Source organism: Enterobacter sichuanensis (genome assembly GCF_002939185.1).
In the GTDB taxonomy this organism is placed as follows: Bacteria; Pseudomonadota; Gammaproteobacteria; order Enterobacterales; family Enterobacteriaceae; genus Enterobacter; species Enterobacter sichuanensis.
Window position 1 is genome coordinate 77,278 of the sequence record NZ_POVL01000005.1, and the last position, 13,093, is coordinate 90,370.

General features: G+C 52.3%; 11 protein-coding genes. 7 read left to right on the plus strand and 4 right to left on the minus strand.

What is annotated here, in order from left to right; translation table 11 throughout:
* The first annotated feature begins 48 nt into the window (after positions 1 to 48).
* Positions 49 to 690 carry a peptide-methionine (S)-S-oxide reductase MsrA gene (msrA, locus tag C5687_RS04045; RefSeq protein WP_025759060.1) on the plus strand — a complete coding sequence of 214 codons (642 nt, stop codon included), beginning with the start codon at positions 49 to 51 and terminating at the stop codon, positions 688 to 690.
* On the opposite strand, the gene C5687_RS04050 is transcribed toward msrA, so the two are convergent.
* The gene (locus C5687_RS04050) at positions 691 to 1,749 is read right to left on the minus strand and encodes a LacI family DNA-binding transcriptional regulator (protein WP_104556459.1); all 1,059 of its coding nucleotides are present in this window, start codon (positions 1,747 to 1,749) and stop codon (positions 691 to 693) included. It lies immediately after the preceding gene.
* A gap of 192 nt (positions 1,750 to 1,941) precedes the next feature.
* Between C5687_RS04050 and C5687_RS04055 the strand changes: the two genes are divergently transcribed.
* The 5 genes from C5687_RS04055 (at position 1,942) to C5687_RS04075 (ending at position 8,018) form a co-directional block, all read left to right on the plus strand.
* On the plus strand, positions 1,942 to 3,093 hold the full coding sequence (locus C5687_RS04055; RefSeq protein WP_047957617.1) for a Gfo/Idh/MocA family protein: 1,152 nt from the start codon (positions 1,942 to 1,944) through the stop codon (positions 3,091 to 3,093).
* A 16-nt stretch (positions 3,094 to 3,109) separates the two neighbouring features.
* Positions 3,110 to 4,288, plus strand: coding sequence for a Gfo/Idh/MocA family protein (locus C5687_RS04060; protein ID WP_104556460.1), 1,179 nt, complete (start codon positions 3,110 to 3,112; stop codon positions 4,286 to 4,288).
* Positions 4,289 to 4,290: 2 nt separating this feature from the next.
* Positions 4,291 to 5,358: a Gfo/Idh/MocA family protein gene (locus tag C5687_RS04065; RefSeq protein WP_104556461.1), complete on the plus strand. Its 1,068-nt coding sequence runs from the start codon at positions 4,291 to 4,293 to the stop codon at positions 5,356 to 5,358.
* A gap of 12 nt (positions 5,359 to 5,370) precedes the next feature.
* Positions 5,371 to 6,393 (plus strand): Gfo/Idh/MocA family protein, encoded by a 1,023-nt coding sequence (locus C5687_RS04070; RefSeq protein WP_104556462.1) that lies wholly within the window; start codon positions 5,371 to 5,373, stop codon positions 6,391 to 6,393.
* A 77-nt stretch (positions 6,394 to 6,470) separates the two neighbouring features.
* Positions 6,471 to 8,018, plus strand: coding sequence for an MFS transporter (locus C5687_RS04075; RefSeq protein WP_104556463.1), 1,548 nt, complete (start codon positions 6,471 to 6,473; stop codon positions 8,016 to 8,018).
* Positions 8,019 to 8,485: 467 nt separating this feature from the next.
* Here C5687_RS04075 and C5687_RS24995 read toward each other — a convergent pair whose 3' ends face one another.
* From C5687_RS24995 to C5687_RS04095, 3 genes are read right to left on the minus strand one after another with little or no spacing between them, the layout of a single operon-like run.
* Positions 8,486 to 8,878, minus strand: coding sequence for a hypothetical protein (locus tag C5687_RS24995; RefSeq protein WP_238380446.1), 393 nt, complete (start codon positions 8,876 to 8,878; stop codon positions 8,486 to 8,488).
* 18 nt (positions 8,879 to 8,896) lie between these two features.
* A complete protein-coding gene (locus tag C5687_RS04090) occupies positions 8,897 to 10,279 on the minus strand; it encodes a PAAR domain-containing protein (protein ID WP_104556464.1) in 1,383 nt (460 codons plus the stop codon).
* Between the two features lie 10 nt (positions 10,280 to 10,289).
* Positions 10,290 to 11,000 carry a hypothetical protein gene (locus tag C5687_RS04095; RefSeq protein WP_104556465.1) on the minus strand — a complete coding sequence of 237 codons (711 nt, stop codon included), beginning with the start codon at positions 10,998 to 11,000 and terminating at the stop codon, positions 10,290 to 10,292.
* Between the two features lie 747 nt (positions 11,001 to 11,747).
* Between C5687_RS04095 and paeA the strand changes: the two genes are divergently transcribed.
* A complete protein-coding gene (gene paeA, locus C5687_RS04100) occupies positions 11,748 to 13,085 on the plus strand; it encodes a polyamine export protein PaeA (RefSeq protein ID WP_025758299.1) in 1,338 nt (445 codons plus the stop codon).
* The last annotated feature ends 8 nt before the right edge of the window (positions 13,086 to 13,093 follow it).

A 13,093-nucleotide genomic window follows, 5' to 3' on the forward strand; every position in this document is an offset into this window, starting at 1 on the left:
GCTTCGTGACAACCTTAACCGAAACATCGCACCCCGGGAGGCCCCATCGTGAGTTTATTCGACAAAAAGCATCTGGTTTCACAAGCTGATGCATTACCGGGACGCAACACCCCTATGCCTGTGGCGACCTTACACGCCGTCAATGGCCATTCCATGACCAATGTTCCTGAAGGTATGGAAATCGCCCTGTTTGCCATGGGCTGCTTCTGGGGCGTTGAACGCCTCTTCTGGCAACTGCCTGGCGTTTACAGTACGGCAGCCGGCTATACGGGCGGTTACACGCCAAACCCAACCTACCGCGAAGTCTGCTCCGGCGAAACCGGCCATGCGGAAGCGGTGCGCGTGGTGTATGACCCCGCGGTGATTAGCTACGAGCAGCTCCTGCAGGTCTTCTGGGAAAACCACGACCCGGCGCAGGGCATGCGTCAGGGCAATGACCACGGCACCCAGTACCGCTCGGCCATTTATCCGCTCACCCCGGAGCAGGACGCCGCGGCGCGCGCCAGCCTTGAACGCTTCCAGCAGGCCATGCGTGAAGCGGGGGATACGCGCGAGGTGACCACGGAAATCGCGACGGCAAAACCGTTCTACTATGCCGAGGACGATCACCAGCAGTATCTGCATAAAAACCCCTATGGCTACTGCGGTATCGGGGGCATCGGCGTCTGCCTGCCGCCACAGCTGGCCTGATTACTGATCCAGCGCCACGCGAGCCGCGTGGCGCGTAGCATTGCTGACCGAACCGTAATCCATCACTTTGCCCTGCAGCAGCAGGTTAAAGACCGGCGCCTGCGGTCGGTTCAGCCGCGTCTGCAGCAGGTGCACAGCCTCAATCCCCAATTCCCGGCAGGGCACCGTGACGCCCGTGACCGGCCTTTCCAGACGGTGCGCCAGATTCCAGGCAAAATCGGTGGTAATGAGCGAAATATCTTCCGGGATACGCAGCCCGTGGCGCGTTAACGCCCTGACCACCCCTTCGGTCATGCTGGTGCTGTTGGGGAAAATGACCTCCGGCCACTGGGATCGGTCATGGCTTAACAGCCACGCATCGAGCGCCTGCTCGGCCTCGTCTGCCGTAAACCACTCCGTGACTAACAAATCGCGCTGGGGATCAAAGGCAACGTGAAAATGGCGGTATGCCTCTTTAATGCCGTCCAGACGCGCATACAGCGTATCCCGTCGCAGACAGGTGAGCGTAAGCACGCGGCGGTGCCCCTGCTCAAAGAGATATTGTATGGCGGTGAAGCCGATCACCCGATGGTCGGGTGACACGGAATCCAGCACCCGATCCCGGTCGACAGAGTTGATTAAAACGCAGGGTTTATTGAGCGTGCTGGCCAGTTTAAATATGGTGGCATCATCCGTGCCGATGATAATTATCGCATTGATATTTTTATGGCTGGCCTTTTCCATAAATAATTTCACATCCGCGTGTTGCTCTTCTAATGCGCAACAACTGACCCACACATTGTGTCGCGAGCAGGCTTCGGCAATGCCTTTGGTCACTTCCAGATAAAAAATATCACCGCGTCCCTGAAAGGTTCTTTCCGGTGCAAAAACCGCGATGCCGTTAATTAACAGCCGTCCGCTCGCCATTGACTCCAGAACACCTAATTCTCGCGCGGTGCGAACGATCGCGTCCCTGGCTTTATCGCTGGTATAAGACTTGCCGCTTAATACCCGCGAAACCGTGCTAACGGAATAGCCCGTCAGGGACGCGATCTCCTCCATTTTTAATCTGCCCGGCATAGTGTGACCTCGCTCTCAATCAGTTTTTGCAAATATTTGCAGAAACAGCACGTTGATTTTAAAACCAAATTTCAGAAAGCCTGGAGATTACTTAATCACCTTGCGAGTATTCTCACAAAAACACATTGTCGCTGTGGCTCCCCTTTCCTATTTTCCGGTCATCACTCATTTCAACTGAAATTAAGGTGTGACATGGAGAAGGTACGTTTTGGCATTATTGGAATAGGTAATATCGGTACGGTCCACGCGCGTTATTTACTGGCGGGTACGGTCAGTGACGCCTGCCTGACGGCGGTTTGCGATAATGCGCCGGAAAAGCATCCGGCCATTCGTCAGCTGGTCGGCTCCATCCCTCTCTTCAGCGACGCGCAGGAGATGCTCCAGAGCGGGCTTATCGACGCGGTGATTGTCGCGACGCCCCATTATGACCATCCACGCCTGTCGATGCTGGCGATGCGCCACGGCATCCATACCTTGTGTGAAAAACCGGCGGGCGTGTATACCGCCCAGGTTCAGGAGATGAACGCCTGCGCTCAGGAGTGCGATGTGGTGTTTGGCATCATGTACAACCAGCGCCCGAACCCGCTCTACCAGAAGGTGAAGGATCTGATCGACAGCGGCGAGCTGGGTGAGATCCGCCGGTCGAACTGGATCATCACCAACTGGTATCGCTCGCAGAGCTACTACAACTCCGGCGGCTGGCGCGCCACCTGGAAAGGCGAAGGCGGCGGCGTTCTGCTCAATCAGGACCCGCATCAGCTCGATCTCTGGCAGTGGCTGGTCGGCATGCCTGTTCGTCTGCGCGCGTTTTGCCAGTTCGGCAAACATCGCGATATTGAAGTGGAAGATGAGGTCACCGCTTATGCCGAGTATGCCAACGGCGCGACCGGCGTGTTTATTACCACCGTCGCGGAAACGCCGGGGACCAACCGGCTGGAAATCACAGGCGATCGCGGCAAGGTAGTCGTCGAAGAAGGCAAGCTGCGCTACTGGCGACTGCGAGAATCCGAAACCGCCTTCAACGCCCGCTGGCAAAACGGCTTTGGCGAACCCGAATGCTGGGAGGTCACCCTTCCCGTCGCCCCGGAGTGCAGCGAACACCACGTCATTACCGCCAATTTCTGTGCCGCCATCCTGCGCGGCGAGCCGCTTATTGCACCGGGCCTGGAAGGCATTCGCGGGCTGACGCTCTCCAACGCCATGCACCTTTCCACCTGGACCGACGACTGGGTCGACCTGCCGCTCAACGAGAAACAGTATCTGCGCCTGCTGCAGCAACGTATCAGCACCTCAGTGGCTAAAGAGACAGCCAGCGTCACGCTGGATGCTTCCGGCACCTGGTAACTCCGGAGAAGAAACGATGTTAAATGTCGCTATCGTGGGAACAGGGAATATCTCGCATAACCATATTCAGGGCTATTTGCAGTTTGGCCAGCGCTGTCGGATCGTCGCGCTGGTGGATATCTACCCGGAAAAAGCGCACGAGAAAAAAACGCGCTACGGCCTGACGGACGCCCGCGTGTATGAAAGCCACCAGCAGATGCTGGCGTCAGAGCCGGAGATCGACATCGTGGATGTCTGCACCCCGCCCTACGTCCATGCAGAGATCAGCATTGATGCCCTCAATGCCGGTTGCCATGTGCTGTGCGAAAAACCGATGGCCGCCTCGCTGGAGGAGTGCGACGCGATGATCGCCGCACAAAAGGCCAGTGGCAAAATCCTCTCCATTATTGCCCAGAATCGCTTTACCGACGCCTTCTGGCGTCTGAAAGCGGCGCTGGATTCCGGTCTTGCCGGCAAGATCTGTCATGCCCAGGTGGATTCGTTCTGGTGGCGCGGACACTGCTACTACGACCTGTGGTGGCGCGGCACCTGGGAAAAAGAGGGGGGCGGCTGCACCCTTAACCACGCGGTTCACCACATCGACGCCATTCAGTGGATGCTGGGCTTCCCGTCCGAGGTGGTGGCGATGATGACCAACGTGGCGCACGACAATGCCGAAGTGGAGGACCTCAGCGCCGCGATATTTAAATACCCCAGCGGCGCGCTCACCCAGCTGACCGCCTCCGTCGTGCACCACGGGGAAGATCAGAAAATCATTATCCAGGGTGAAAAGGCGCGCATCTCCGCGCCATGGCAGGCCTTTGCCAGCGTCAGTGCGGACAACGGTTTCCCGCAGGAAACCCACGACCAGCAGCGAGAAGCGCAGCTCGACGCCGTGTTTCAGGAGACGCCGAAGCTCGACTGGACGCTGCACACCGGGCAGATTAACGATCTGCTTGACGCCATCGGGCACGGCACGGCGCCGTTAGTCGATGGTCTGCAGGGCAAACGCTCTCTGGAGCTGATTACCGCGATTTATAAATCCGCCATTACCCGCAGCGTGGTCTCGCTGCCGATTCAGCGCGACGACCCGTTTTACCGCACAGGTGGGACGAACAGCCTCGCCCCCCGTTTTTATGAAAAATCCGCAAACGTCGCCAACTTCAGTGAAGTCGGCGCCATCCCTCTGGGCAAAGATCTGGATCGAGGACTCTAACCATGAACAAAAATGACGGAATGAACTACGCGCCGGTCGGTAAACCACAGCCGGTGGTGAAGGAAGGCGAATTTGTCTTTGCCGCCGCCGCGCTCGACCACGGCCATATCTACGGCATGAGTAACGGGCTGATTGAAGCCGGGGCCACGCTGAAGTGGGTGTACGATCCTGACCCGGCAAAAGTGGATAAATTCATCCAGCAGTATCCGCAGGCACGCGTCGCCGCGTCGCTGGAGCAGATCCTCGCCGACGATGAGGTACGCCTGGTGGCAGGCGCCGCCATTCCCTCCGAGCGCTGCGCGCTGGGGCTGAAAACGATGGCCGCCGGCAAGGACTACTTCACGGATAAAGCGCCACTCACCACCCTTGAGCAACTGGAAGACGCCAAAGCCATGGTGGAAAAAACGGGCCGCAAATACGCGGTGTATTACAGCGAACGCCTGCATGTGGAGAGCGCGGTCTTTGCCGGACAGCTGGTGCAACAAGGGGCCATTGGCCGCGTCGTACAAACGCTGGGGACAGGCCCGCACCGGGAAGGCACCGGGCGCCCGGACTGGTTCTACGATCGTCGTTATTTCGGCGGGATTCTGTGCGATATCGGCAGCCATCAGATTGAACAGTTCCTTTTTTACACCGGCAACCGCGACGCCTCCGTGGTGGCAAGCCAGGTCCGCAACGTCAAACACCCACAGTATCCCGCCTTCGAAGATTTTGGTGATGCCATGTTGAAAGGGGAAAACGGCGCCAGCGGCTATTTCCGCTGCGACTGGTTTACCCCTGACGGGCTTTCTACGTGGGGCGATGGCCGCCTGACGCTGCTCGGCACCGACGGGTATATCGAGATCCGCAAATATGTCGATCTCACCCGCGGCGAGCAGGACGTGGTGTACCTCGTCAATAAAGAGGGAGAGTTCCGCTATCCGGTCGCCGGCCAGGTCGGCTTCCCGTTCTTTGGCGAACTGATCCTCGACTGTTTGCATCGTACTGAAAACGCCATGACCCAGGCCCACGCCTTCAAGGCAGCGGAGCTTTGCGTGAAGGCACAGATGCTGGCCAACGCGACGGAATAACGGGGGGCGACGATGACGATCCTGAACACGGCGGTGATCGGTGCCGGGGCGATCCACGGTTGCCATATCAATGCATTGCGCCAGATCCCCGGCGTCGCGCTGCGCGCGCTGGTCGATACCGAAAGCGTGAAAGGGCTGAAGCTGGCAATGGGCTATCAGTGCCGCTTTTATCAGGATTACCGGGAAATGCTGCTGGATGACGCCATCGACGTGGTGCATATCTGCACGCCGCATGTCGAGCATAAGCCCATGATCCTGGCGGCGCTCGCCGCCGGGAAGCATGTGTTCTGCGAAAAACCGGTGGGCATGAACCGCAGTGAACTGGTGGATATCACCCGCGCCGCTGAACAGGCATCGGGTCTGCTCGGCGTGTGTTATCAGAACCGCTACAATCCCACCAGCCTGCGCATTCGCCAGGCGCTGGACGATAGCGAACTGGGGAAAATGCTCAGCATCAAAGCGGTGCTGACATGGTCACGCTCGGGGACGTATTACACCGAAAGTCCCTGGCGCGGGCGGCTGGCAACGGAAGGTGGCAGCCTGCTGATCAACCAGGCCATTCATACCCTCGACCTGATGCAGTGGTTCGCCGGCGGGGTAACGCGTGTGAAAGGCGTGGTGGATAGCGGTGAGCTGGCGGCGGTAACCGAAGGCGAAGACAGCGCGATGGCCACCCTGCACTTTGCCAACGGCGCGCGCGGCCTGTTTTACGCCAGCAACTGCAATACCACCGATTCCCCGCTCCTGATGGAGATCCACTGTGAGCGGGGCTCGCTGCTGCTGAACGACAACACGCTCTGGCGCGTGACGTCGGGGGAGCGTGTTACCCTCGCGAGCGACGACTCCCCGGATGGCTCGGTCAAAAGTTACTGGGGGCTCGGGCATCAGCAGGCGATCCGCCGTTTTTATCATGCGATTACCCACCCGGGCTATGCGGACTACACCGACATCCGTGAAGCCGGAAAATCACTCACTCTTGTGGAGGCTATTTACCGCTCATCTCAATTAAGGCAATGGATAGATATCAATAACTAGAACGTAATTTGTATTCCAGCAGTAAATAAAAAACGACCCAAATATGGGTTTATAGTTACCCTACACTGGATATTATTATGGTCAAACCAACTGAACGTAGAGTGGGTTATGGCGTGGCGCTCGGCTACGGCATAACCGATCTGTTTGGCGGCGGCGCTTTCGCCATTATCGGCACCTGGCTGTTATTTTTTTACACCACCTATTGCGGCCTCTCGGTGATTGAAGCGGGGTCTATATTCGCAATTGCCCGCGTTATCGATGCGTTATTAAGTCCGATTATGGGGTATATCACCGATAATTTCGGCGACACCTGGCTCGGGCGTAAATTTGGTCGTCGTCGCTTCTTTTTATTACTCAGTTCACCGTTAATGTTTTTATATGCTCTGCTGTGGTTAACGGACATGGGTTACTGGTATTACCTGGGCACATATCTTTCGATTGAGCTGCTGTCGGCGATGGTGCTGGTGCCCTGGGAAACCCTGGCGGCAGAGATGACAAACCGGTATGAGGAGCGTAGCCGCCTCTCCGGCGTACGCATGATCTGCTCCCAGCTGGGTGGTTTTCTTGCGGTTTCCGTTCCCGGCGTGATTATGCAGTTCACAGGGAAAGATAATCCGTTTACCTATACCCTCACCGGGCTGATCTTCTCCTGTGTATTCTGCATCGCGGTATTTATTACCTGGTACATCACCTGGGAAGCGAAGGATGTGCAACAGGAATCCACGTTTAAAGTGGAGAATCATCGCAGCAGCGGGATACTCAATCACCTGAAATATCTGGTACTGGATCTCTTTTCCTCTTTCCGAATCCGCGCGTTTCGCCTGCACATTATTATTTATATCTTTTCCTTTACGGCGATGGACGTATTCGGGTCGGTCTTTACCTATTATGTCGTTTATTGCCTGAGCCAGGATGCGGCGGCGGTGTCAGGCTGGCTGAGCATTGCGGCATTCGCCTCGGTACCCGGCACGTATGGATTTATGTTGCTGCTGAACAGGCTGAATATCACCCCTTCCGCCGCGTTGCGCCTCTCCTACAGCTGCATTTTCCTGGTGCTGGCTTTCCTGTTTGCGATCTACCTGACCAAAACCCAGGTGCCGACGCTGCTGTTCTCGGCGGTCTTTATCCTGCTCGGAGCCGCCCGCTCAGGCCTCTATTACATACCGTGGAACATCTACAGCTTCATTCCGGATATCGACGAGATAGTGACGCAGCAGCGCCGTGAAGGCATTTTTGCCGGCGTCATGGTTCTGACCCGCAAGAGCACCGTGGCGATGGCCATCATGATTATTGGCCTGGTGCTGCAGGAGGCCGGTTTTGTGAAAGGCAGCGGCGTGCAGCCTGAAAGCGCGCTGGGGGCGATAATGGGTCTGATGATTTTCGCGACGTCAGCCCTGCTGGCGGTCAGCTTCTTCACTACCTACATGTTTAAGCTCACCCGCGAGACGCATAAGCTGCTCCTCAAAGAGATTGCGCGCCGTAAGCTCGGCGGAGATTACCGCGACTGCGACGCCAGGACGCGCGTGGTGATCAAACAGCCCACCGGCTATGAGTATGATCAGGTCTGGGGCGGTGATGCGACACGTCGGGCGGTGGGCAATGTCCGCCTGTCTACCGTGAAATAACGCGATGTACCGGACAGCGCCCGCTGTCCGGTCTGTTTTATGCCAAAAATGTGACCTCTGGCAGATTTACATCTCTTTACGCTCTACCCAAAAGAGATTTTCAATCGTTCAGATTTTAGGCGATACCGAGTTAATGAAAAGTTCGGCACTGAGATCTGAGTACACGGCATTTTGTCGACGAGGCTGAACCTGATTAGGCGAACGAGATTTTAAATCAGGCGGAAAAAACTGACTGTACTTATACCTCAGTAAACGATCCCTTTAGATTTTCTGTCAAAAATCGGGATGCCAGGGATTTGATTATTTTGTGTTCTTAAGGCCAGTACCTAAGCGGATTTTCGTATTCACATACAAGAAAAGCCGCTTTCGCGGCTGTTCTCAGAAAACTAAAAAGCGTATGTTTTTACATGATAAATCAGCCAGTTATCAGTTATACTACAAAGGGCTAGGCTCTATCTGACAGTACATTAATCTGGTTTTAGTTTAAGCACAATCAACAGACAGATGAAACTTAACAATCCGATAACCAATGCAATATACTTGATATAAAACCAAGATATTTCACTGGTTTTTAGATTTTTAAAGAATAAAATTTCTTCTTCTGTCAGTGTCTTTTTTGTCGCTGGAAATTTAGGAAATATAAGAGCACTCATAAGATAAGATTCTTTATATCCCCAGAAGAAAACGCCACCACCTTTACCAACAGTCATGGAGAATGGTGTATATCCAAATTGCTGTTTAAACTTAGCTGCAATAAGATCGAATTTGAGTTCTGTAAACTTCCCATAGATAAGATAAAATATCAGTGAAGCTACAAATATTGCAGCCAAACATATTATGATCAGATCCAATGAATTCATTTTGAACCTTCTATAACATTATAAAGGGTGTTTCCTACCTTTTCTCCCCCCCCAGCCGCCAGCTTCCCCACCAACATAACCTAAAGTCCCTCCAGCGATAACAGCACAAACTAACCCACCTGTACCAGCAGTACCAACGCCAATGGCTATACAAAGTGGAACAGCCATACCGCCTGCAAGAATACCGCCACCAGTGCTACCGGCAAAACTCCCTATTTCAGTATATTTCTTTTTAGTACATTCGTCTTCACGACCAACAGAACAAGCCTCATTTATTTCATTGATTGAATGCAGGGCACTAAAGCCGATCCCTACATAGCCAACATATCGCATAGCTGCTACATATTTTGCTGCTCGTTCTATATGCGTAGCATAACCTTCAATATCACTTATTCCTGTCTCATTCCATTTATGAGTAATTGAACTTGTTGACAAGCCAAGAGCATTTTTTATTTTGGTGTACTCGCCAAATTTCATAGCCTTGTTTAGGAAGCCTACTTTTAATTCTCTTTCAAGTTCTTTAAACAATTGTGCACGTCTTACATAGAACTGTTCACCAATCAAAGCCCCTCTTGTCATGTATGTATTCTTATATGTCTCCTGAATTTCTTTCAGGATCTTTTCTATATTCTCGAAGTACTTTCCGACAGGATCGGCAGCAAGGCCTATGCCTTTATCAGCTATATTACTAAAGTTAGCAATTGTGCCATAGTGATTGTGTAAGAAGTTAGCTTCTTGATGTGTAAGCGGTTCTAATGCTGTATCAATACGCTGTTTAGCAGACTGCATATGTGCTATCTGTTCATCATCCTGCTTTTCAGGATCAACAAGAAGCATAATAGAACCTGCTTTATATTCCTTACCTTCCCCATTTAGTGAACGGTAAAGCTCCTTTGTTCCTGCTGGTGAACTACCTTCGAATAAGTATCGCTCATAAGCACCAGTTTCAGCACCGTAAGGAAGTACACAGAAGCCAGCATCTACTGGTTCACGTTTAGTTTCTTCCTTATGTGGTTTTTTAGCTGTCTGGGCGTGCTGTACGGGTTCTTCCGCTTTTGTTGGTACAGGAGCAGCTAAAGGGGCGGCAGTAACTACAGGGACAGCCTTAACAGCTTTCTTCTCCTCGACCCAATAGGAAGCATTTGGGAATGACGAAATGAAACTTGCGTTACAGGGGCATGTACTGCGGCTATGCAAAGTACCTGCTGCGGCAACTCCATGAATCGAGTAAGTGGGGATACCACCTGCGATATGGTATGCCTTGCCATCTTTACCACAAGAGACAGAATCGCCATTTCTCGCGGTCGCAATCCCTTCAAAGCTGTGATTTGGGGAACCTGAAAGAATACTACCGCCGCACGTTGTTTTGTCGCCAATCCTCAGAAAATGACCAGTAGCCATAGAATCATCCTTAATGAAGTTTGTTAGCAGGTTTAGAACCATTCACTGCCAGAGAAGATACGATCCACATTTGCTTTTCGATGGAATAGGTGGATACACAGTATTGCGTTGCCGGGCTGATCATCGGTGTTGCGGTGACAAGTGCCGTTGATACAGCATTCTGGGCATGTTCTTTTATGAAGTTGAGAGGTTGAGAGTTCAGGATCTCCATTGATTCACAGTAGCTGGTAAACTCTTCATGCCAGTAACCATTCATCCCCTCGAACAGAGATTCATCGAATTTCAGGATTACCTTGTTTGTGATGGGATCTAAGCCGTCACCGATTGGGAATGATTCAGGGAATTGCAGAGTTCGGTATAGATCAGATTGCAGTATAAGGTTTCTGAAATCGTCGATTGAGAACCCAAACACAAGCATCATGTCGTAATGTGATTTATGGGCTTTCGTGTTAATCATCATTTCTGTAATGTTCAGATCAGAGAATGGGTAAACCTTCCATTCCGACAGGGTTTCTGCCTGATTCAGTACTTCAGCAGCAATTGCCGCATCAAGAATCGAAGTGTAAAGAGCCATCCCCTGAAAATTGCCACCGCCAACCCACTGAGTCTCTAACCACTGAATCCCGTCATCATTTACCGTCATCCGGGCAACTGAGAAAAGTAAAGTTGGGCTGATGTAATCGTTTGTACCAGGTGCATAAAAATGAATCTTTTTGGTCATAACGTCCTGTTCTCGTGTTGTTTTTTTAGACTCTAATTCTCACATGAACATTACGGTTTTGTACAGAGATTGAACTATTAACCTCATGCTTTTGCCACAAATACATAAAACAGAATGTATTTACATATCATCTAATTGCCATTAAAAACGATTGCTTTCGCTACCTTGTGCCAGTACAAACAGTTATTGAGATTGATCGAGCAACCTATACGCTGGCTGGCACATGCAACCCTGATTTCACGCGGTTGATCTTAGTGATCGACATTAACGATCTATTGCTTACCCATCCCTGGCCTTTAGGAACATTTTTCGTATTCGCCATTAGCTGGAAGAGACTTATAAAGACCTAATTGAGCTTTATGGCGCGATACTGAGCAACAGTTTTGTCATGAGTCCGTAGACTGCTCCGAGAAGTTTCCCAGTTAATCGACGTTGCCACATAAAAAAGCATTCAGAGTAAGCGGTTCTGTCTAAGAAACGAACATTTCGCTGTATAAAGATTGGATAAAGATCCGGTAAAGATTGCATGAAAACTCTTTTTAAATGAGAATAGTTATCATAACTTTCCAAACACAACATCAAGCGGTACTCAAGCGCCAAAATGTGACCTCTGGCAGATTTACATCTCTTTACGCTATACTACCCGCTGAAATAATCGGCTCAACGCTACGAGCTGACGTTCAATGTGTTTCCACACAAATGGTATCAACTCCCCTTCTGAGGATCTGGCGAGAAGCCGGATAAACTATGTTAAACAGTATTTTAGTAATACTTTGTCTTATTGCCGTCAGTGCATTTTTCTCGATATCGGAGATCTCGCTGGCCGCGTCCCGTAAAATCAAACTGAAGCTGCTTGCTGACGAAGGCAATATCAACGCCTCCCGCATTCTCAAAATGCAGGAGAACCCCGGTACGTTCTTCACCGTGGTGCAAATTGGCCTGAACGCGGTCGCCATCCTGGGCGGTATTGTGGGCGATGCGGCGTTTTCCCCGGCATTTTATAGCCTCTTTGTGCAGTACATGTCTGCCGAACTGGCCGAGCAGCTGAGCTTTATTCTCTCCTTCTCGCTGGTGACCGGGCTGTTCATCCTCTTCGCTGACCTGACCCCGAAACGCATCGGTATGATTGCGCCAGAAGCTGTAGCTTTGCGTATCATCAACCCGATGCGCTTCTGTCTGTACGTGTTTCGTCCGCTGGTGTGGTTCTTCAACGGCCTGGCGAACGTGATTTTCCGCATCTTTAAACTGCCAATGGTACGTAAAGACGACATCACCTCTGACGATATTTATGCGGTCGTGGAAGCCGGTGCGCTGGCCGGGGTGCTGCGTAAGCAGGAACACGAGCTGATTGAGAACGTATTCGAACTGGAATCCCGTACCGTTCCCTCTTCCATGACGGGCCGTGAAAGCATTATCTGGTTCGATTTACATGAAGATGAGCAGAGCCTGAAGAACAAAGTGGCGCAGCATCCGCACTCTAAGTTCCTGGTCTGTAATGAAGACATCGACCACATCATCGGTTACGTCGACTCGAAAGATCTGCTGAACCGCGTGCTGGCGAACCAGAGCCTGGCGCTCAACAGCGGCGTGCAGATCCGCAATACCCTGATTGTGCCGGACACCCTGACGCTTTCAGAAGCGCTGGAAAGCTTTAAAACCGCCGGGGAAGACTTCGCGGTGATCATGAATGAATACGCTCTGGTGGTGGGTATCATTACCCTCAACGACGTCATGACCACCCTGATGGGCGACCTGGTTGGCCAGGGGCTGGAAGAGCAGATTGTTCAGCGTGACGATAACTCATGGCTGATTGATGGCGGCACACCGATTGAAGACGTGATGCGCGTGCTGGATATCGACGAGTTCCCGCAGTCCGGAAATTACGAGACCATCGGCGGCTTTATGATGTTTATGCTGCGTAAAATCCCAAAACGTACCGACTCGGTGAAGTTCTCCGGCTACAAGTTTGAGGTGGTGGATATTGATAACTACCGCATCGACCAGCTGCTGGTGACGCGTATCGATAACAAACCGACCGTGCTGGTACCGAAGTTGCCAGATGCGGAAGAGAAGGTGTCGGCGTAAGGTTCCTG